Here is an 18,296-nt window from a genome sequence, read left to right as displayed (position 1 = left end):
CCGGACGGCGTCCCCGCGTGCGCAGGGTGCTCCCGGCTTCCCGCGTCGGGGACGCCTTGCCACTCCCGGGTCCCGGGGTGATGCTTGGGGACATGGCTGACCAAGCCGGCCCTGAGCCAGTCGCGGCTGTCAGACGTGCTCTCCGCCTGTTGGAGGCCGTCGAGGCGCACGGGAGCGGGGCCACCGCGCAACAGCTGGCCCGGGAAGCGGGGCTTCCCCCGGTCACGGTGGCCGAGCTGCTGCCCGGACTGGCCCGGGACGGGTTCGTGACCGACCTGGGCGACGGCGCGTACGTCCTCGCCGACACGGGGGTCGCGTCGGGTGCCGTGCACGACGGCCGCGCGTTGCACGAGCGTGTCCGGCCCGTGCTCACCGCACTGCGGAACGATCTCTCGGCCGCCGTCTACCTGACGCTGTACGAGGAGGGCGAGATCCGTGTCATGGAGATCGTCGACAGCGCCAGGACCCCGCGGGTGGACCTCTGGGTGGGCTTCGAGGATGCCGGACATGCGACCGCCCTGGGCAAGAGCGTGCTGCGGGAGCTGGACGAGGAGGCGCGCGCCGAGTATCTGTCGCGGCACTCCCTGACCGGGCTCACACCCAGGACCATCACGCGCCGGGAGGAGCTGCTCCGGCAGCTGGACGCCTCGTCGGCGGCGCCGCTGGTGATGGACCGCGAGGAGTACGCCCGGGGGACGACCTGTATCGCGGTGCCCGTGTACAGCGGCGATCAGGTCGGGTCCCTCGGCATCTCCTTCAGGTCGGACCGGATGTACCGGTCCGACCAGGTCCGCGAGGGGCTGCTGTCCTCCGCGATCCGCGTGTCCAGGCGGCTCTCGCTCCCCGGGTGAGCCAGGGCCCTCCCGCGTGCGTCGCCGCGCCTGCGCCGTTCGGCGACTCGGCTACTCGATGACGAGCTCGACCGGGATGTTGCCGCGGGTCGCGTTCGAGTACGGGCAGACCTGGTGGGCCTGCTCGACGAGCTTGCGACCGGTGGCCTCGTCGACGGACGCGGGCAGTTCCACACGCAGCGTGACCGCGAGGCCGAAGCCCTCGCCCTGCTTGCCGATGCCGACCTCGCCCGTCACGGCGGCGTCGGTGACATCCACCTTGGCCTGACGGCCCACGAGGCCGAGGGCGCTGGCGAAGCACGCGGCGTAGCCGGCGGCGAACAGCTGTTCCGGGTTCGTACCCGCACCGTTTCCGCCCATTTCCACGGGGACGGCGAGCTGCAGATCCAGCTTGCCGTCGGAGCTGACGGCGCGGCCGTCACGGCCGTGGGTGGCGGTGGCGACGGCGGTGTAGATCGATTCCATGGAAACCGGTTCCTCTCGAAGGTCATGTTCCGCGGCGGGTCCGGCCGCTGTTCCTGAAGTGAAGCACACAACTTAGTTGTGCACAACTAAATGGAGTGTCCGGCGTTATGCTGAATCCATGACCGCCACGCCCAGCACCGCCCGCCAGGACCCGCCCGAGGCCGGCTACCTCCGACTCGACCAGCAGATCTGCTTCTCCCTGAACGCCGCCTCGCGCGCCTTCGGCAGTGTCTACCGGGTGCTTCTCAAGGACCTGGGGCTCACCTACCCCCAGTACCTCGTGATGCTGGTGCTCTGGGAGCACGGCGAACTCCCGGTGAAGGCGCTGGGACGGCACCTGCGGCTGGACTCCGGCACACTGTCGCCGCTGCTCAAGCGGCTGGAGGCCGCGGGCCTGGTGCGTCGTGAGCGAAGCGCCCGGGACGAACGCTCGGTGCAGGTGCACCTCACGGACGAGGGCGCGGCGCTGCGTGAGCGGGCGTTGCTCGTACCCCGCCGGATCGCCGCCGCGACGGGCTTCGGCCTCGACGAGATCAGCGAACTGCGCGACCGCCTCGACCGGCTCACCTCCGCACTCGACGCAGCGGCGACGGAGGAGGGGCAGGACGGCGCCGACGCGCGGTAGCGCCCACGTGGCGCGTTGTGCCGGGCAGGGTCAGGCGGCGTACGCGCTGACTGCCAGCGTCGCGGACAGCACCTTCCACAGCGCCCAGGCGCCCGCACGGCTCGCCATCGCGCACGGGGTGCTCCGCGTGCAACGGGTCGGCCGGTCCTGCCAGGCGCTCACGACCAGATAGTGGAAGCCGAACGTGCGGCTGAAGGCGAAGCGGATGTGCAGGCCGTCGCCCAGGTCGTGGCCGGGAAGAGTCGCGATCTGCAACCGGGTGGCGCCGACGGCCTCCACCCGGACCGGGTTTCCGCCCAGCAGATCGCACTCGTCCGCAGGCCGGATCCGGGCCGGACACGCGCCGCTCACCGGGAACAGCCAGAAGTGGTCGGTGAGCTGCCGGCGTACCTCGTGGGGGCTGGTGAACGGATGCACCCCCAGCGAGTAGCTGTACCGGTACAGCCACTTCACGCCGCCGTGGCAGGCCGCGGGACCCTCGTCGCACCCCTCGGCGGCCGTCTCGCGGCTGCCGGACGAAGGGGCGGGGGAAGCGCCCGCGTGCGACGACGGGGCCGGGGCGGCGAGCGCGAGTGAGCCCGCGAGCAGTACGGCCGACGCGAAACGTACGGCCGTGCGGGTGAAGGCCGGTGTGCGCCGGGAACCGGCTGCGCCGCCCCCGCCCGCCTCGCCTTGCGGGGACCTGCGGGAGGCGCTGGGCCGAGAGTGATCCGTCTTCCGCATCAGCGCCTCCCGACGTGCGGTACGAGCCACCTGGACGCTATGTCCTCGTGCGGGGTTCGGCATCTCCGCCGCAGGCGGCGCCGTCAGGCGCGGCACGGCTCCTTGCCCGGGCGCGGCCCGGGCAAGGAGCCACCGGGCTCAGGCCGCCAGGCCGAGGACCATGGCCCCGACGACCGGCGCGGCGTACACCAGGGGGAAGGGGATGTGCGTGTACCAGCGGGCCCGGATCACCGTGACGACGGCACCGGCGAAGTACAGCACCAGTCCGGAACCGGCCAGGACGCCGACGACCGGGACGAACAGCCCGGCGACCAGACCGACGGCCCCGGCGGCCTTCGCCGCGCCGAGCCACGTCCACCAGGAGCGCGGGACGCTGTAGTCGTTCAGGGCCTGGACGACCCACTGGGCGCGGAACAGCAGGGCACCGGCCGAGTAGCCGGCCATGGTGGCAGCGACGAGAGTGACGACGACGTGGGCGACGGACATGATGGGAGCTCCTCAGCGGGCGGGTGCCGGGGTGTTCTCGCCGGCCTCGGTGGCCGGTCCGGCACTGCACTGAAACGCCCCGACGGGAAAACGTGACACGTCCGCGAAGATTCTTCTGCGGGTACGACCCGGATACGCGCGGGGCAACGCGCCCCGCGGCGCCACTTGGTCAGGTCCGCCGCGCCAGGAGGAACAGTTGGGGCTCGGGCACGGCCGTCGCATGGTCCGGAGTGAACAGGATGCTCTTCCGTGCCAGGACCGTGAATCCGGCCGCCGTCACCACCGCGGTGAACGCCTCCTCGCCGAAACTGGTCACCCGCACCGGCTGGTCCATGAACGTGCCGCTCACGCCCTCCATGTCCAGCGGCACCGTCGCCACGGCGAGATGGCCGCCGGGCCGCAGCACCCGGGCGGCCAGCCGCAGCACGTCGGTCTGCTCCGCACGGGACAGCTGGAGGAGCGAGAAGTACAGGCAGACCGCGTCGAAACTCCCGTCCTCCAGAGGCAGATCACGCACATCGGCGCACCGGAACTCCGCCCCGGGCACCTGCCGGGCCGCGATGTCCACCATGACGGGTGAGACATCGACGCCGAGCACCTCGTGCCCGGCGTCGGCGAGGGTCTGCGCGGTCGGCCGTCCCGTACCGGAGCCGATGTCCAGCACCCGGCTGCCAGGAGCGAGCCGCTCCAGCAGGGACCCCAACGAGGCGTGGTGCGCGGCCGATCCGCCGAACGCCTGCTCGTAGTCGGCACCGAGAGCGTCGAACACCGACGCGGCGGTGGGGTGCCGGTCCGAATCCATGGCGGAGTCCCTTCTTCTACGGTGTTCCTACGGTACGCGGGCGACGGCCACGTACAGTCCGCTGTGCTCGGGCTCCGGCGCGGGCGTGTCGCGGAACCACTCGGGTGCTGTGACGAGGCCCGGCTCGGTGACGGCCAGCCCGTCCAGGAACAGGGCGAACTCGGCCCGGGTGCGCAGCGCCAGCCGGATGCCGCCCTTGTCGTACTCGTCGGCCCCCTGCTGCCCCCGCTCCGGGTTGACGTCGGACGCGCCCTGGGACAGCACCACGTAACTGCCCGGGGCAAGCGCGTCCGTCAGGGTACGGACGATGCCGATCGGGTCCACGTCATCGGGCAGGAAGTGCAGCAGGCCGAGCATCGACAGTGCCACCGGGCGCCGGAAGTCCAGGACCTTGTGGGCCGCCTCGATGATGGTGCCGGGCTCACGGACGTCCGCCGGGACGTAGTCGGTGGCGCCCTCGGGCCGGCTGATCAGCAGGGCCTCGGCGTGACGCAGGACGATGGGGTCGTTGTCGCAGTAGACCACCCGCGAGGCCGGGTTGATCTCCTGGGCGATCTGGTGCAGGTTCGGCGCGGTCGGAATGCCGGTACCGATGTCGAGGAACTGGTCGATACCCTCCCCGGCCAGCCACGCCGTGGCGCGGTTCATGAAAGCGCGGTTCTGATGGGCGCCGATCTTCGCCTCGATGGGCAGTTGCTCCGCCACCGCCTGGTCGACGGGATAGTTGTCCTTGCCCCCGAGGAGCGCGTCGTAGACGCGCGCCGACTGCGGCCTGCTGGTGTCTATCGGGGGCTGGGACGTCCCTGCCGTCATGGCGAGCTCCGTTGCAGATGAGGTGAAACCGCTCCTGGGGTGAAGTCTGCCACAACAACTTGCCGATGATCATGCGGTGTTGGGGCGGCGCCGGGAAGCCCACCGGGCCGGTGGCCTGGGCCGGAGCGGAATCCGGAACGGAGCGGCGTCTACTGCAGTGCGCGCACCGCGGCGCCGAACAACGCCGGAGCCCGGTGCGCGGCCGGGACGATGAACCGGGCGGTGGCAGGGCGCCGGGCCACCGACAACAGTCCGGCTGTGAGCAGTCGATGACGCCGGGTCAGCCGGGCCCAGCCGGCCGGGTAGTCCTGCGGACGGCCCGCGGCGAGCGAGTCCACCGCCGCACCGGCCGTCGCCACGGCCAGCGCGACCCCCTCACCGGTCAGCGCGTCCACGTAGCCCGCGGCGTCGCCGACCAGCAGAACCCGTCCCGCACGCCGGCCGCGCGCCCGTCGGCGCAGGGGTCCGGCGCCGCGCACGGCACCGGCCTCGCGGCCCAGCAGCGTGGCCGCCAGGCGGGGGAAGTCCGTCAGCTGGCTCTCGTACGCACGACGCTCCCCGCTGAGCACCGCCACACCCACCAGGCCGTCCCCGAGCGGTGTCACGTACGCCTCGCCGTGCCGGGACCAGTGCACCTCCACGAACTCCGTCCACGGGGCGACGCTGTAGTGCCGCCGCAGCCCGTAGCGGCGCACGGCGCTCTCGGGCCCGTCCAGGCCGAGCCCACGACGGACCGGTGAGTGCAGCCCGTCGGCGGCGATCAGCCAACGGGCGGTGAGCCCGCAGACGTCGACCCGGTCATCGCTCTGGCGAACCTCCGCCGCCTTTCCCGGCACGATCCGGACCCCGAGCTCCACCGCACGCGCGTGCAACGCGGTGTGCAGAGCCGTCCGGCGCACCCCGAGCCCGGCCCGGCCACGGAACGCCGCCGCCGCGCTCCGCGCCCCGTCCACGTAACGGATCCCGCGCAGGGGGTGCCCCGGCAGCTCGATGCCGAGGGCGCGCAGCGCCGCCACCCCGCTGGGCATGATGCCCTCGCCGCACGCCTTGTCGACGGGGGAGGCGCGGGGCTCGACGACGACGGTCTCCATACCGAGCGAGGCCGCCCGGATCGCCGCCGCCAGGCCGGCCGGGCCGCCGCCCGCGATGAGGAGATCGATCACGCCGGCACGCCCCCGGCGGAGGCGAGGGCCGCCTCCTCGCACCTGACCCGTACGGCCATGAGCGCCCCGTTGAGCACCGTGAAGACGACCGCGGTCACCCAGGCACCGTGGACCAGTGGCAGCGCGAGCCCCTCCGCGGCGACGGCGACGTAGTTGGGGTGGCGCAGCAGGCGGTACGGGCCGCCCGTCACCAGCGGCAGCCCCGGCACCACGATGACGCGGGTGTTCCACCGGTGGCCGAGCGTACGGATGCACCACCAGCGCAGTGCCTGCGCGGCCGCCACCACGGCCACCATCGTCCAGCCGAGCAGCGGCACGAACGGCCGGTCCGCCAGTCCGGCCTCGGCCAGGCACCCCGCCAGCAGCGCCGTGTGCAGGGCGACCATCGCGGGATAGTGACCGCGGCCCGACTCGGTTCCGCCCCGGGCCAGCGCCCAGCGCGTGTTGCGCAGGGCGACGGCGAGTTCGGCGAGGCGCTCGCCCGCCACGGCCAGCACCAGTGCCGTGTACCAGATCATGTGTCCTCCGACCTACCAGCGCAGCAGCACCAGTTCGCAGCAGAAACCGGGTCCCATGGCCATCAGCAGCCCGGGAGAACCGCGTTCGGGCCGCCGCTGCTCCAGTGTGTCCCGCAGGACGTGGAGCACCGAGGACGACGACAGGTTCCCCACGTCGGCCAGCGAACGCCAGGTGACGTCGAGCGCGCCGTCGGGGAGCGAGAGCACGTCGGTGACGGCCTCCAGCACCTTGGGACCGCCCGGGTGGCACACCCAGTGGGCGATGTCCTTCGGCTTCAGCCCGTGCTCGGACAGGAAGTCGCCCACGTCGTCCGCCAGGTGGCGGCGCACGACGTCGGGAACTCCCGGGTCGAGCACCACCTTGAAGCCCGAGTCGCCGATGTCCCAGCCCATGACGTGCCCGGTGTCGGGGTACATCCGGCTGCGTGTGGCCACCACCTCGGGACCCGCCCGGTCCGCCCTGCCCTCACCGAGCGCCACCACGGCGGCGGCCCCGTCACCGAACAGCGCGGTCGCCACCAGATTGGCGGGCGAGGTGTCGCCGCGCTGGAAGGTGAGGGAGCACAGCTCGACCGAGAGCAGGACCGCCACGTCGTCGGGCCGGCCCAGCAGGTAGTCGTGGAGGCGGGCGATTCCCGCGGCCCCTGCGACACAGCCGAGGCCGAAGACCGGCAGCCGTTTCACGTCCGGGCGCAGACCGAGGCGCCCCACGAGCCGGGCGTCGACGGAGGGAGCGGCCACGCCGGTCACCGAGGTGAACATCAGCAGGTCCACGTCGGCGGGCCGCAGCCCCGCCGTCCGCAGCGCACCGCGCAGCGCATCGGCGCCCAGGTTCACGGCCTCCTCGATGAAGACGTCGTTGGCGTCCCCGAAACCGTCCAGGTCCGCGTAGCGCTCCAGCGGCAGCACCATGGTGCGGCTGCGCACCCGGGCGTTCTCGTGCAGCCGGTCCAGGACCCGCCGGTCGGCCCCCGGTGGCAGACAGGTGCGGGCCACCATGTCGGTGACCTCGCGCTGGGTGTGGCGGTACGGGGCCAGGGTGCCGTGCACGGCTGCGATCCGCGTCATCCCGGGCCCTGCTTCTCAGGCGTCATGGCCCATCCCTGCCCCGAACCGGGGGCGAAACACCGCAGACAACCCGTGCGGCTGTCAGGTCTGCGGTGACCGGAGTACCTACGATCGCGTGATGGGCACTCAGGACCCCTCTCGCGCCTACGCTCCGACCACGTGGCCGCTCCGCCGCACAGTGGGGCTGGCCCGCTCCTGCCATCCGGGGCCGGTCGTCGCCGTGACCGCGATCGCGGGCGCCCTCGGTGCGGGCGTCGGCCTCGACGCTGTCCGCTGCGCCGTCCTCGTCGCCGCCGTGCTGTGCGGCCAGCTCTCCGTGGGCTGGTGCAACGACGCGTTCGACGCCCGGCGGGACGCCGCCGCCGGACGCACCGGCAAACCCGTGGCCGAGGGCTCGGTGAGCCGCAGGACGGTCTGGGCGGCGGCGTTCACCGCCGCGCTGGTGTGCGTTCCGCTCTCCCTGGCCTGCGGCCCGCTCGCCGGCTCGGTGCATCTGACGGCCGTGGCAGCCGCCTGGGCGTACAACCTGAAGCTGAAGGCCACAGCGCTGTCCTGGCTTCCGTACGTCATCGGGTTCGGCACCCTGCCCGCCGTGGCCGCGCTGACCCTGCCCGGCCGCCCCGGGCCGACGTGGTGGGCGGTGACCGCCGGCGCCCTGCTGGGGCTGGCGGCCCATCTGGGCGATGTGCTGCCCGACATCGAGGACGACCTGCGCGGTGGCGTGCGCGGCCTCCCGCACCGGCTGGGCCCCACCGCCACCGGACTGCTGCTCCCGGTGCCCCTGGTGGCGGCCTCCGTGGTCCTGGCCCTCGGTCCCGCCGGGCCGGCCGGGCCCTGGGGAGCGGTCACGCTCGCCGTCGCGGCGCCCGCGGCCCTCGCCGGGCTCGTGCTCGCCCGGACCTGGCGCAAGGCGCCGCTCGCCGCGGCTGCCGTGGTCGCGGCGGCGGACGTGACGCTCCTGCTGGTCCGCGGCACCGCCCCGGTGTGACCCGGCACCCGGCTCTCACACCGTGCGCAGCCACGCGTCGAGCAGCCGCAGGTCGGCTTCGGTCAGGCCGAGCCCGGGATCGACGCGGTGGAGCAGGGCCGGTCCGCCGTGGTGGGCCGCCACCCAGCGCCGGTCCCGCTCGGTGATCTCGTCGTCCACCCACGCGAAGGCGCGGCCCGCGGCCAGGCCGACGAGCGTGCGCGTCTTCCAGTGCAGTCCCGCCCGTGTGTCCCGCTCGTCCTCGTCCGAAGGAGCGGGCCAGGACACCACGCGCAGGTGCGGCAGCCCGAGGCGCGGTGCGACGACCGCGTTCGCCTCGTCCGCCCAGGTCGTCGCCCAGACGAGTTCGCACGCGAGCGCGGCCAGCCGGGGCCCGAGCGCCGGGTCGATCCTGTCGAGCAGCGGATTCGCCCCGGCCCCCGGTGGACCCGGCGCCCCCGGGAAGACGGGGTGCCCGCCGGAGCGCGGGCCGAACGGGATGAGGGGGCCGTCGACATCGAGGAAGAGCAGCGGAAGGCCGCCGGGACCGGTCACCGCCGCACCGTACAACCGGGCGTCAGCGACCGCCCGCCACCCTCAGGATCGCCCCGGTGGCGTACGAGGCGTCCTCCGAGAGCAGCCACGCGACGGCGCCGGCGATCTCGTCGGGCTCGCCCGGCCGGCCCAGGGGGATACCGGCGGCAGCCTTCTCGGGGCGTTCCGGGTCCGCGTGGAAACCGGTTCGGATGATGCCGGGGGCGACCGCGTTGACGCGGATGCCCGCCTCCGCGACCTCCTTGGACAGCCCGATGGTCATCGTGTCCACGGCCGCCTTCGCCGCGGCGTAGTGGATGTACTCGCCCGGACTGCCGAGCGTGGCCGCCGCCGACGACATGTTCACGATGGCTCCGCCACCCGACCGGCTCATGTCGCGCACGGCGCGCCGCGCGCAGAGCAGATAGCCGACGACGTTGACGTCGAGGGCGCGCCGCAGCCCGGCCGCGTCGGCATCGGCGAGCGGGCCCGTCGGGCCGCCGACCCCGGCGTTGTTGACCAGACCCGTGACCGGGCCGAGCTCGGCCGCTGCGGTGTCGAAGAGCAGGTCGACGCCGGCCTCGTCGGTCGTGTCCATTCGCACCGCCACACAGCGCCGGCCCGCCTCCCGTGCGGCCACGGCGACGGCCTCGGCCGCCGCGGTGTCGGAGCGGTAGCCCAGGGCGACGTGATGACCGTCGGCCGCCAGGCGCAGGCAGACGGCGGCCCCGATCCCGCGACTGCCACCGGTGACCACGGTGACCGGCTGACGGCTCATGCAAGGCCCCTCGCTCCTGTGCGACGACGATGTGCCGTCCTCGGTGAGAACCCATCGTAGGGAGCGCTGACCAACCGTCTCCGGGCGGGCCTCCGGCGTTCAGTGGCAGGCGCACGCGCGGCTCAGGCACGCCGATGGGCTGCCACCCCCTCATGGAAGGGTGGCAGCCCATCGCCCGCGTGTGCGGTGGCTACACGGGGCGGTCGCTGCCGCTCCGGACGCCCTGCTGCTCGCTCTGCTCCTGCAGCTTCCGGGCCTTCTCCTGGAGCCGGCGCCGCTGCTCCGGATCGCTCGTGCGCTCCGCGGCCTCGGTCATGTGCCTGGCCTTCTCGCGCATCTGCTGGGCTCGGCCGGTTTCTCCTGCAACGCTCATCGTCGCTCCTTGAACGGTAGGGAAGAGCGGGCCCTCCCAGAGAAGCAGCGCCGCGTGAGCAGTGCACCCCGAAGCGTCACGCACGGTGAGCGTGGCAGGTGGGGCGGGTGTGACGCCGGGTCGGCGCGATGCGGACACCGGGAGCGGAACCGGCGTGATCCGGGCCTCCGGACGCTGGCATGATCAGGGGTATGAACGAGCGCATGATCGCCGCGTGTGACGGGGCGTCGAAGGGTAATCCGGGGCCGGCCGCCTGGGCCTACGTGGTGGCCGACGCGGCGGGCAGGCCGCTGCGGTGGGAGGCAGGCCCGCTGGGCACCGCCACCAACAACGTCGCCGAGCTCACCGCCCTGCAGGAACTGCTGGAGTCACTCGATCCGGCCGTCGCGCTCGAAGTCCGGATGGACTCGCAGTACGCGATGAACGCCGTGACCAAGTGGCTGCCGGGCTGGAAGCGCAACGGCTGGAAGACCTCGGCCGGCAAACCCGTCGCCAACCGCGACCTGGTGGCCCGCATCGACTCCTTGCTGACGGGCCGGGCCGTGGAGTTCGTCCATGTGCCGGCCCACCAGGTGGACGGCGACCCGCTGAACGCCCTGGCCGACCAGGCCGCCAGTGAGGTGGCTGTCGCGCAGCGCGCGGCCGGCACCTCGCAGGGCTCCGCGGACCTGCCGGTTCCCGCACCCTCCCGTGCCACCGAAGGACGGCGGACCGGCGCCGCGGCCAAGAAGGCGGGGAGCACGCCACGGGCCGGAGCGACCATCCGCGCCAAGTTCTCCGGACGGTGCCACTGCGGAAAGCCGTACGCGGCCAAGGACATGATCGCCAAGAACGACCATGGCTGGGGCCACCCGGAGTGCCGTACCGCCACCGCCTGACGGGCACCCGGCGGGACGCCCTCCCGGCCGGTTCCCGGAGATCCCGCCCGCGCGGGGGGCGCGCGTGCCATGATGCGGCTCCGGCGGACGACTCCACGACGCCGCCGGAGCTGTGGGGAACGGCGACACGCTGGGGGGCGTATGGAAAGCACGGGCACGGTGCTGCGTGAACTGCGCGGGGCTCAGAAGTCGGCCAAGGGGGTGTCGCTCTACTCCCGGTACGTGAACCGGCCGGCCGGCCGGGTCTTCGCGGCGGTTGCGTACCGGCTCGGCATGACGCCCAATCAGGTCACCCTGGTGAGTGCGGCGTTCACCTTCGCCGCCATCGCGGCGGTGGCTCTGGCGCGTCCCGGCTGGGGGCCGGCGGCCCTGGTCTACCTGGGGCTCGCCGTGGGGTTCGCCCTCGACTCCGCCGACGGCCAGCTCGCCCGGCTGACCGGCCGCGGCGGCCCCGACGGCGAATGGCTGGACCATGTCGTCGACTGCGCGAAGATGATCCTCGTCCACACCGCCGTGCTGATCTCGTTCCACCGCTACTTCGGTCTCGGCTCCGACGCCTGGCTGCTGTTGCCGCTCGGCTTCCTGTTCGTCGCGGTGCTCACGTTCTGCGCCGGACTGTTGCGCGAGCAGCTGGGCAAGGCCGCTGCCCGGTCCGCGCCTGCCGGAGGAGCGTCGGCCGGGCCCGTCTCCCGGCTGCGGGCGGTAGTGCTGCTGCCGGCCGACTACGGCGTGTTCTGCCTGGTGTTCCTGCTGCTCGGCGACGAGACGGCGTTCCGGACCGGATACGCCGTACTCGCCGCCGTGCACGCGCTCTTCCTTGTGGCGTTCCTCGGCAAGTGGTTCAGGGAGCTGAGAGCGCTCCGGGCGGACTGACCAGCGTGTCCAGCGCCCGGCGCAGCTGGGTGCTGGACGTGTGCACGGTGTACGGGAAGTAGACGACCTCCACACCGACCTCGGCGAAGTCGCGTTCCAGCCGTTTTCCCTTCTCCGTGTCGCGCCAGTCGTCCCCCTTGAAGATGACGTCGAACCTGACCTGTTGCCAGGTCTCCACCTTGTCCGGGACGGTCTCGACGAAAGCGGCGTCCACGTATCGCACGCTCCGGACGATCTCCAGCCGCTCCGGCAGTGGTATGACCGGCTTGTGCCCCTTGGCGAGCGCAGCCATCTCGTCCGAGACAACCCCCGCTACCAGGTAGTCGCACTGACTGCGGGCATGCCGCAGGATGTTGAGGTGACCTATGTGGAACAGGTCGTAGACCCCCGGCGCGTAGCCGACCCTGTGCACCATCCGTTCTCTCCCCCCACGGTGTGAACGTGATGTCCGTGTCCCATCGGCTGGTGTCCGGACATGGCATCCGGTCCGGTGGGATATCGGTATCGGTGTTGATGGTGCAACGACCTTACTGTGAAGACCACTTGCGCATCACGTGAACGGATAAGCTCACTTTTGGGGCTGTTCCTTGGGGGGAACACAGGTGGCTCCGGGGGGAAGGCGATCGTCCGATGCCAGAAGAAGAGCACCACAAGCCGCTCGACGGCCGCCGTCTGCTGGTGGTCTCCACGAACTACGCGCCCGAGCTCACCGGTATCGGCCCGTATGCCGCTCAGCTCGCCGAGCACTGGGCCCGTTCCGGGGCCGACACGCATGTGCTGACCGGCATGCCGCACTACCCGTCCTGGCGGACGGAGGCGGCCTACCGGGGGGTGTGGCGCACCGAGGAGCAGCGGGCGGGCGTCACCGTCCACCGGCGAAGACACTATGTGCCGCCCCGCCAGAGCGCCCTGCGCAGGGCCGCTTTCGAGGCGAGCGTGCTCGCACACGGTCTCGCCGCCCCGCCCGCGCTGCGGCCCGACGCGGTGATCGCCCAGCTTCCGAGCCTGGCCGGCGGGGTCATCGGCGCCCGGCTGGCCCGCCGCCACGGCATCCCCTACATACCCGTCGTGCAGGACCTGATGGGCGCCGCCGCCGCGCAGAGCGGTATCCGGGGCGGGGGCAGGGCAGCCGCCCTGGCGTCGCGGGCCGAGCGGTACGCGCTGGGGGCCGCCACGCTGGTCGGCGTCATCCACGAGAGCTTCGTCCCCCGGGTCACCGCCTACGGAGTGGACCCGGAACGCATCCGGCTGGTTCCCAACTGGACCCACGTACAAGCCCCTTCGGCGGACCGCGCCACGACCCGGGCCCGCCTCGGCTGGCGCGAGGGCACACCCGTGGTGCTGCACTCCGGCAACATGGGGCTGAAACAGGGACTGGAGGTCCTCGTCGACGCGGCGCGGCTCGCCCCGGAGATACGCGTCGTCCTGATGGGGGACGGCAATCAGCGCGACGCCCTGCTGGCCCGTGCGGCCGGCCTGCCCAACCTCGATTTCCTGCCGCCCGCCGGCGCGGACGAGTTCACCGACGTCCTGGCCGCCGCCGACGTCCTCGCCGTGACCCAGCGCGCGTCCGTGCTCGACATGAGCGTGCCCTCCAAGCTGACCTCGTACTTCGTCTCGGGCCGCCCGGTCATCGCCTCCGTGGCCGACGGAGGCGGCACCGCCCAGGAGGTGCAGCGCTCGGGGGCCGGACTCCTCGTCGCACCGGAGGACCCGGCCGCGGTGCTCGCGGCGGTCCGCAAACTCGTCGAGGAACCCTCCGCCGCCGACGGAATCGGCTCCAACGGGCCGCGGTACGTGGCCCGCCATCTCGGCCGGGAAGCCGGTCTCGCCCGCTTCGACGCACTGATCACCGAGGTCCTTCAGGACGCCGAAGGGAGAGACCGCCGATGACCCACCCGATCCGCGCCCTGGAGGACCAGGACGAACCCGCGCTGCTGAGGGACCAGTTCCGTCAGCTCCTGCGCTACCGCACCCTGCTCGCGTGCGGGGTCGTCGTCGGACTGCTCGGCGCCGGCTGGCTGGCGCTGGGCGGCGAGGACACCTACACCTCCACCGGTGAGGTGTCCGTACGCTCCGCCACGTCCGACCCCTTCGCCGCAGGTGCCTCGGCCGACAAGGGCATCAACATCGGATCCGAGCGCCAGACCGCGGTCAGCGACGCGGTCGGCACCGTCGCCGTCGGCTCCCTCGCCAAGTCCGGCGACGCCGTGGACGTGGGGACGCTGCTCTCCGGGCTCCAGGTCACCAATCCGCCCAACACGCTGGTCCTCAGGTTCTCCTACACCGGCCGCACCCCCGAAGAGGCGAAGGCCCGCGCCCAGGCACTCGCCGAGGCCTACCTGGAGATACGCCGGGAACGCACCGAGAACAGCATCGACAACATGGTCGACGGCTATCGTGCCCAGCTGAAGCCGCTCACCGAACAGCGCGACAGGCTGGCCGAGCAGGAGACCGGCACAGTGGGCAACGACGTCACCAGCGCACGGGCCAACCTCATCGTCTCCATCTCCGAACTGAGCCAGAAGATCTCGGAGTTGCGGGCCCTGGACACCACACCCGGCTATCTCAACAAGAAGCCCGTCGCACCCGAGAAGCCCAGCGGCGCCGGACTGCCGCTGCTTCTCGGACTCGGTGGCGTCGTCGGACTCGCGCTCGGCCTGCTGCTGTCCTGGGTACGGCTCGTCTTCGACCCCGCCGTGCGCTCCACCCGGGAACTCGTCCGCTCGCTCGGTGCCCCGCTGCTCGGCACCCTGCCCAGGGAGCGTGCCGCGGCCGGACCCCTGCTCGCCATCGGACGGGGCGGCAGCAGACTGGCCGAGGAGTACCGGGCCGTGGCCTTCCGGCTCGCCTACGACCCCTCGTTCACCGAACGCCGCCGGATCCTCGTCACGGCGCCCCGCGGCGACAACGACATGGCGACGGCCGCGGCGGCCAACCTCGCAGCGGCCTTCGCCGAGATGGGGCGCGACGTCCTGCTCGTCGAGGCCGATCTGAGGGCACCGTCCCTGGCCGGGACGCTGGGCGCGGTGGGACGCGCGGGCAGGCCCAGCTGGGCCACCGAACGCGACGGGCGCGGCTGGCCGTCGGACAGCCGCACCAACGTGGACGTGCCCGGATCGGGGGCCTTCACCCTCATCGCGGGCCGCCGTACCGACAACGTGCCGCGCGCCCTGACCTCCGCCCCCGTCAGCCGCATCCTCGCCGAGGGCGGCAGGCCGGGAGCGGTCGTCATCGTGCTCGCCCCGCCCGTCCTCTCGTACGCCGACGCAGTGGCACTCATCGACCGCGTCGAGGGCGTCGTGGTGGTCTGCGACCCGCGTGAGGTGCACCGCAGCGACCTGGAGCGCATCCGCGAGATCATCGGCGCCGCGGGCGGAACCGTCCTCGGTACCCTGCTCCACCCCGGATACGGACGTCTGGAGCGCCGGGCCCGCCGGAAGGCGGCCAAACGCCGGGGCCGCGGCCGGCCGGCGCCCCCGGACGGCCGTGACGCCCACGACGACGCGGAGGCGGACGGCCTCGACCGGGCGGACGACGTCGCCCGCACCGGCGACCCCACCCAGACGCTCGGCCTGCGCACGCTGGACGGCGGCGGACACGGCGGCAACGACCACAGCAGCACCGCGGGACACAGATGAGGGCACGCACCGCCGTCCTCTGCTCGGTCGCGGACCAGGGGGTGGCGGCACTCACCAACATCCTGGTCCTGGTGGTGGCCGCCCGGCTCTCCACCGTGGCCGACTTCGCCCGCTTCTCCGCCGTCTACCTCGTCTTCTCCGTACTGCTCGGGGTGTCCGGCGCCTACACCGGACAGCCCCTGGTGCTGCGCCGGAACGCGGCGAGCGACGAGACGCGCGGAGCCTGCCGGTCCGCCCTCGGCTTCACCCTGCTCGTCTCGGCCGTTATCGGGGGCCTGCTCGCCGCGGTCTGCGCACTGCTGCCCGGGGAGACGGCACGCGCCGCGGCGATGCTCGGACTCGTGCTGCCGGTCGTCCTCGCGCAGGACACGGCCCGCTACGCCTTCGCCACACTGCACGCCCAGCACCTGGCGCTGGCCTCCGACACGCTTCGCCTGGTGTGCGTCCTCGGCGCGCTGGCCGTGCAGCCGCACGGCACCCCGGCAGCCCGGCTGGTCATCGTCTGGGGCCTCTCCGCCCTGCCCGCGCTCCTGCTGTCCGCGGCGGTACTGCACCGCAGGACGGCCGGCACCCCGGTGCGGCTGTGTCCCCTGCTGGGGAAGGGGCACCTGGGCCGCCGGTTCGTCGTCGAGTTCGGCGTGGGCAACGCGACCAGCCAGCTCTCCGTGCTCGGGCTCGGCGCCGTCGGCAACCCCCTCGTCGTCGGCGCCCTGCGCGGCGCCACCACGCTCTTCGGCCCGCTGAACGTGCTGTACACCTCGGCCACCGGCTTCGGCCCCCCGCTCCTCGGGCGGCTCGCCACCGACCGGCTCAGGGTGCGGGCCACCGCTGCCCTGGCCGCCGTCCTGGCGCTCACCGCCGCGTGCTGGGCCACCGTCCTCGCCCTGCTCCCCGGATCGGCGGGCCGTCATCTGCTCGGCGACACCTGGCCGACGGCGGCGGCGCTGCTCCCGGCGACCGGAAGCCAGTACGCGGCGATGGCCGTCGGGACCTGCGGACTGCTGGCGCTCAGGCTCCTCGACCCGCGCACCACGCTCTCCATCCAGGTGGTGTTCTCCCTCGCCGCCGTCGTCTTCCTCGCCGGCGGCTATCTGACCGGCGGAGTGACGGGCGCCGCCTGGGGGCTGTGCCTGGGATCCGTCTGCAAGGCGGTCGCCACCTGGACCCGGGTGGCCCGGCTCACCCGACGGGGCCGGCGCGGGCGCGCCCCGGTCAGTGCGACCGCCGTCGGCTCCGGCCCGTGAAACTCGTGATCAGTGCCAGGCACAGCGCCGCGATGGCGAGCTTCCCGACGGCTTGGAGCAGGGGACCGCGCAGCAGGATGAAGGTGTATCCCGCGATCAGTGGCGCCGTGATCGCCAGTACGCTGCCGGGCCCCGGGCCGTCCCGCGACACCGCCCGCGCATAGCGGCGGTCGGTGCGCGCCGTCGCGTAGCCGATCAGGGCGAACCCGCCGATCAGGCCCGGTGCCCCGAAGTCCACCCACAGCTCGGTCCACATCGGCGCGGAGAGATTCGTCATGTTCATCCCCATCCACTGCCCGACGCGCACCCCGGTGTCCTCCGGCTTCCCGCTCCACACCGCCCGGGGCACGAAGAAGAAGGCGGAGCCGGCGAGTTGGCGGCCGTACGTGTGACCGCGGGTGTCGACCCACGAGATGGTGTTGGCGAACATCACCGTCTGGTCGTAGTCCTTGGTGGCCAGCGGCTCGAACACCGATGACGACTGGACCGGGCGGTACCCGGAGTCGTCGTAGCGGAACCTGTCCGCGTACGGGAACAGCACCAGGGCGCCGACCACTCCCATGGCAAGCACCGAGCGGTACATGGCCGCACTGCTCGGGAACGCCGTGAACAACAGCGAGACCAGCACCGTCAGGAACCAGTAACGGGCATTGGATATGGGGTTGTTCACGACCAGGTTCACCACGGCCAGTGCGGTCCACACGAGGACGGTGGACGGCGAGCGCCGGGCCCGGCGCGAGGTCACCAGCCGGCGGGTGTAGAAGAGCAGCGCCAGCAGGGCCGGAACCGTGCCGAACCCCTTCAGGAACGCCGAGCCCACATTGGACTCACCGGACGCGACGCCGCTCTCCGCCACCGAGGCGCTGATCTCCTGTCGGCTGGAGAAGAACACGGCGGGCCCGCCGAGCTTCAGCACGTAGTAGCCGCTCGCCGCGAAGGCGAGCAGCACCAGCAGCCGCAGCCTGACCGGATGTGCCGTGGCCGGGCCGCCGCCGCCCCCGCGGGCCGTGGTGCGCCGTCGCAGCGGGCGCCGGGACGCCAGCAGCGCCCCCAGGTCGAAGGCGGCGCACCCGACCAGGATCAGGGCGATCGCCATGACCAGATCGGAGCGAGGCCCGACCACCGGCGTCGGCGTCTGGCCGATGACCGCCTGGGCGAACGGCGCCACCCCCATCGCGATGTACACGAACATCCAGAAGACGCCCTGCAGCAGCCGCCGCCGGGTGGAGAGGATCATGGTCGAGAGCCGGGCCCCGGCGTAACACGTCAGCACGAGCTGCAGCCAGTACGCCGTGTCCCGGGAACCGGTCCCGGGCTGGGCGGCGATCAGGGCCGGCAGGAAGCAGACCAGCCCCAGGATGAGCGGCACGGCCATCGCCCGCGACAGCATCGCCCAGGACATCGGCCTGGCGGGCGGCTCGACCGGATGGCGCGGACCGTCCCCCCGGAAGGGCGCGGACGGCGGTGCCTGGTGCACGGACGTCATCGTCTCCC

21 protein-coding genes are annotated in these 18,296 nt (G+C 72.8%); 8 read left to right on the top strand and 13 right to left on the bottom strand.

Annotated elements, in window-relative coordinates; all coding sequences use genetic code 11:
• The first annotated feature begins 92 nt into the window (after positions 1–92).
• A complete protein-coding gene (locus OG446_RS01605; protein WP_328892294.1) occupies positions 93–851 on the top strand; it encodes an IclR family transcriptional regulator in 759 nt (252 codons plus the stop codon).
• A 51-nt stretch (positions 852–902) separates the two neighbouring features.
• Here OG446_RS01605 and OG446_RS01600 read toward each other — a convergent pair whose 3' ends face one another.
• Positions 903–1,316, bottom strand: coding sequence for an organic hydroperoxide resistance protein (locus tag OG446_RS01600; protein ID WP_328892293.1), 414 nt, complete (start codon positions 1,314–1,316; stop codon positions 903–905).
• Positions 1,317–1,434: 118 nt separating this feature from the next.
• Between OG446_RS01600 and OG446_RS01595 the strand changes: the two genes are divergently transcribed.
• Positions 1,435–1,941, top strand: coding sequence for a MarR family winged helix-turn-helix transcriptional regulator (locus OG446_RS01595; protein WP_328892292.1), 507 nt, complete (start codon positions 1,435–1,437; stop codon positions 1,939–1,941).
• 30 nt (positions 1,942–1,971) lie between these two features.
• Here OG446_RS01595 and OG446_RS01590 read toward each other — a convergent pair whose 3' ends face one another.
• From OG446_RS01590 to OG446_RS01560, 7 genes are all read right to left on the bottom strand, one after another.
• A complete protein-coding gene (locus tag OG446_RS01590; RefSeq protein WP_328892291.1) occupies positions 1,972–2,664 on the bottom strand; it encodes a hypothetical protein in 693 nt (230 codons plus the stop codon).
• Between the two features lie 138 nt (positions 2,665–2,802).
• Positions 2,803–3,150, bottom strand: a complete 348-nt coding sequence (locus tag OG446_RS01585; protein WP_328892290.1) for a DoxX family protein — start codon at positions 3,148–3,150, stop codon at positions 2,803–2,805.
• A gap of 169 nt (positions 3,151–3,319) precedes the next feature.
• Positions 3,320–3,952: a class I SAM-dependent methyltransferase gene (locus OG446_RS01580; RefSeq protein WP_328892289.1), complete on the bottom strand. Its 633-nt coding sequence runs from the start codon at positions 3,950–3,952 to the stop codon at positions 3,320–3,322.
• 27 nt (positions 3,953–3,979) lie between these two features.
• Positions 3,980–4,765, bottom strand: a complete 786-nt coding sequence (locus OG446_RS01575) for an SAM-dependent methyltransferase (RefSeq protein ID WP_328892288.1) — start codon at positions 4,763–4,765, stop codon at positions 3,980–3,982.
• Between the two features lie 149 nt (positions 4,766–4,914).
• Positions 4,915–5,928 carry an NAD(P)/FAD-dependent oxidoreductase gene (locus tag OG446_RS01570; protein ID WP_328892287.1) on the bottom strand — a complete coding sequence of 338 codons (1,014 nt, stop codon included), beginning with the start codon at positions 5,926–5,928 and terminating at the stop codon, positions 4,915–4,917.
• On the bottom strand, positions 5,925–6,446 hold the full coding sequence (locus OG446_RS01565) for an isoprenylcysteine carboxyl methyltransferase family protein (RefSeq protein WP_328892286.1): 522 nt from the start codon (positions 6,444–6,446) through the stop codon (positions 5,925–5,927). Before OG446_RS01565 ends, OG446_RS01570 begins: the two co-directional genes overlap by 4 nt.
• A gap of 12 nt (positions 6,447–6,458) precedes the next feature.
• Complete coding sequence (locus OG446_RS01560) at positions 6,459–7,514, bottom strand: type III polyketide synthase (RefSeq protein ID WP_328892285.1); 1,056 nt, start codon at positions 7,512–7,514, stop codon at positions 6,459–6,461.
• Between the two features lie 118 nt (positions 7,515–7,632).
• Between OG446_RS01560 and OG446_RS01555 the strand changes: the two genes are divergently transcribed.
• Positions 7,633–8,502, top strand: coding sequence for a UbiA family prenyltransferase (locus OG446_RS01555; RefSeq protein WP_328892284.1), 870 nt, complete (start codon positions 7,633–7,635; stop codon positions 8,500–8,502).
• Positions 8,503–8,517: 15 nt separating this feature from the next.
• Here the strand turns inward: OG446_RS01555 and OG446_RS01550 are convergent, their stop codons facing one another.
• The 3 genes from OG446_RS01550 to OG446_RS01540 form a co-directional block, all read right to left on the bottom strand.
• Positions 8,518–9,036 carry an HAD domain-containing protein gene (locus OG446_RS01550; protein ID WP_328892283.1) on the bottom strand — a complete coding sequence of 173 codons (519 nt, stop codon included), beginning with the start codon at positions 9,034–9,036 and terminating at the stop codon, positions 8,518–8,520.
• Between the two features lie 22 nt (positions 9,037–9,058).
• On the bottom strand, positions 9,059–9,793 hold the full coding sequence (locus OG446_RS01545) for an SDR family NAD(P)-dependent oxidoreductase (RefSeq protein WP_328892282.1): 735 nt from the start codon (positions 9,791–9,793) through the stop codon (positions 9,059–9,061).
• A 190-nt stretch (positions 9,794–9,983) separates the two neighbouring features.
• Entirely contained in the window at positions 9,984–10,166 is a 183-nt protein-coding gene (locus OG446_RS01540; RefSeq protein ID WP_148017364.1) for a DUF6381 family protein, read from the bottom strand.
• A 191-nt stretch (positions 10,167–10,357) separates the two neighbouring features.
• Here OG446_RS01540 and OG446_RS01535 point away from each other — a divergent pair, with 191 nt between their 5' ends.
• Together OG446_RS01535 and OG446_RS01530 are read left to right on the top strand one after the other, a co-directional pair.
• Positions 10,358–11,044: a ribonuclease H family protein gene (locus tag OG446_RS01535; protein ID WP_328892281.1), complete on the top strand. Its 687-nt coding sequence runs from the start codon at positions 10,358–10,360 to the stop codon at positions 11,042–11,044.
• A gap of 141 nt (positions 11,045–11,185) precedes the next feature.
• On the top strand, positions 11,186–11,917 hold the full coding sequence (locus OG446_RS01530; RefSeq protein WP_328892280.1) for a CDP-alcohol phosphatidyltransferase family protein: 732 nt from the start codon (positions 11,186–11,188) through the stop codon (positions 11,915–11,917).
• On the opposite strand, the gene OG446_RS01525 is transcribed toward OG446_RS01530, so the two are convergent.
• Complete coding sequence (locus tag OG446_RS01525; RefSeq protein WP_148017367.1) at positions 11,886–12,332, bottom strand: adenylyltransferase/cytidyltransferase family protein; 447 nt, start codon at positions 12,330–12,332, stop codon at positions 11,886–11,888. The two genes, OG446_RS01530 and OG446_RS01525, sit on opposite strands and share 32 nt — an antisense overlap.
• Positions 12,333–12,547: 215 nt before the next feature.
• Here OG446_RS01525 and OG446_RS01520 point away from each other — a divergent pair, with 215 nt between their 5' ends.
• The 3 genes from OG446_RS01520 to OG446_RS01510 are packed head-to-tail and all read left to right on the top strand — an operon-like array spanning position 12,548 to position 16,802.
• A complete protein-coding gene (locus tag OG446_RS01520) occupies positions 12,548–13,810 on the top strand; it encodes a glycosyltransferase (protein ID WP_328892279.1) in 1,263 nt (420 codons plus the stop codon).
• Positions 13,807–15,558: a lipopolysaccharide biosynthesis protein gene (locus OG446_RS01515; RefSeq protein ID WP_328892278.1), complete on the top strand. Its 1,752-nt coding sequence runs from the start codon at positions 13,807–13,809 to the stop codon at positions 15,556–15,558. Before OG446_RS01520 ends, OG446_RS01515 begins: the two co-directional genes overlap by 4 nt.
• The gene (locus OG446_RS01510; protein WP_328892277.1) at positions 15,555–16,802 is read left to right on the top strand and encodes a hypothetical protein; all 1,248 of its coding nucleotides are present in this window, start codon (positions 15,555–15,557) and stop codon (positions 16,800–16,802) included. Before OG446_RS01515 ends, OG446_RS01510 begins: the two co-directional genes overlap by 4 nt.
• On the opposite strand, the gene OG446_RS01505 is transcribed toward OG446_RS01510, so the two are convergent.
• Positions 16,771–18,288, bottom strand: coding sequence for a hypothetical protein (locus tag OG446_RS01505; protein WP_328892276.1), 1,518 nt, complete (start codon positions 18,286–18,288; stop codon positions 16,771–16,773). The genes OG446_RS01510 and OG446_RS01505 overlap by 32 nt on opposite strands.
• Between the last annotated feature and the right edge of the window lie 8 nt (positions 18,289–18,296).

Source organism: Streptomyces sp. NBC_00236 (genome assembly GCF_036195045.1).
Classification (GTDB): Bacteria; Actinomycetota; Actinomycetes; order Streptomycetales; family Streptomycetaceae; genus Streptomyces.
The sequence above is the reverse complement of the archived record's forward strand: the minus strand, read 5'-3'. Positions and strand labels throughout refer to the sequence as shown.

What these genes read in the sequence shown, in the direction of transcription:
- OG446_RS01515 (WP_328892278.1), top strand. Translation starts at nt 13,807, where the DNA reads ATGACCCACCCGATCCGCGCCCTGGAGGACCAGGACGAACCCGCGCTG.
- OG446_RS01605 (WP_328892294.1), top strand. Translation starts at nt 93, where the DNA reads ATGGCTGACCAAGCCGGCCCTGAGCCAGTCGCGGCTGTCAGACGTGCT.
- OG446_RS01575 (WP_328892288.1), bottom strand. Translation starts at nt 4,765, where the DNA reads ATGACGGCAGGGACGTCCCAGCCCCCGATAGACACCAGCAGGCCGCAG.
- OG446_RS01525 (WP_148017367.1), bottom strand. Translation starts at nt 12,332, where the DNA reads ATGGTGCACAGGGTCGGCTACGCGCCGGGGGTCTACGACCTGTTCCAC.
- OG446_RS01565 (WP_328892286.1), bottom strand. Translation starts at nt 6,446, where the DNA reads ATGATCTGGTACACGGCACTGGTGCTGGCCGTGGCGGGCGAGCGCCTC.
- OG446_RS01510 (WP_328892277.1), top strand. Translation starts at nt 15,555, where the DNA reads ATGAGGGCACGCACCGCCGTCCTCTGCTCGGTCGCGGACCAGGGGGTG.
- OG446_RS01505 (WP_328892276.1), bottom strand. Translation starts at nt 18,288, where the DNA reads ATGACGTCCGTGCACCAGGCACCGCCGTCCGCGCCCTTCCGGGGGGAC.
- OG446_RS01530 (WP_328892280.1), top strand. Translation starts at nt 11,186, where the DNA reads ATGGAAAGCACGGGCACGGTGCTGCGTGAACTGCGCGGGGCTCAGAAG.
- OG446_RS01555 (WP_328892284.1), top strand. Translation starts at nt 7,633, where the DNA reads ATGGGCACTCAGGACCCCTCTCGCGCCTACGCTCCGACCACGTGGCCG.
- OG446_RS01545 (WP_328892282.1), bottom strand. Translation starts at nt 9,793, where the DNA reads ATGAGCCGTCAGCCGGTCACCGTGGTCACCGGTGGCAGTCGCGGGATC.
- OG446_RS01535 (WP_328892281.1), top strand. Translation starts at nt 10,358, where the DNA reads ATGAACGAGCGCATGATCGCCGCGTGTGACGGGGCGTCGAAGGGTAAT.
- OG446_RS01520 (WP_328892279.1), top strand. Translation starts at nt 12,548, where the DNA reads ATGCCAGAAGAAGAGCACCACAAGCCGCTCGACGGCCGCCGTCTGCTG.
- OG446_RS01580 (WP_328892289.1), bottom strand. Translation starts at nt 3,952, where the DNA reads ATGGATTCGGACCGGCACCCCACCGCCGCGTCGGTGTTCGACGCTCTC.
- OG446_RS01600 (WP_328892293.1), bottom strand. Translation starts at nt 1,316, where the DNA reads ATGGAATCGATCTACACCGCCGTCGCCACCGCCACCCACGGCCGTGAC.
- OG446_RS01560 (WP_328892285.1), bottom strand. Translation starts at nt 7,514, where the DNA reads ATGACGCGGATCGCAGCCGTGCACGGCACCCTGGCCCCGTACCGCCAC.
- OG446_RS01585 (WP_328892290.1), bottom strand. Translation starts at nt 3,150, where the DNA reads ATGTCCGTCGCCCACGTCGTCGTCACTCTCGTCGCTGCCACCATGGCC.
- OG446_RS01540 (WP_148017364.1), bottom strand. Translation starts at nt 10,166, where the DNA reads ATGAGCGTTGCAGGAGAAACCGGCCGAGCCCAGCAGATGCGCGAGAAG.
- OG446_RS01595 (WP_328892292.1), top strand. Translation starts at nt 1,435, where the DNA reads ATGACCGCCACGCCCAGCACCGCCCGCCAGGACCCGCCCGAGGCCGGC.
- OG446_RS01590 (WP_328892291.1), bottom strand. Translation starts at nt 2,664, where the DNA reads ATGCGGAAGACGGATCACTCTCGGCCCAGCGCCTCCCGCAGGTCCCCG.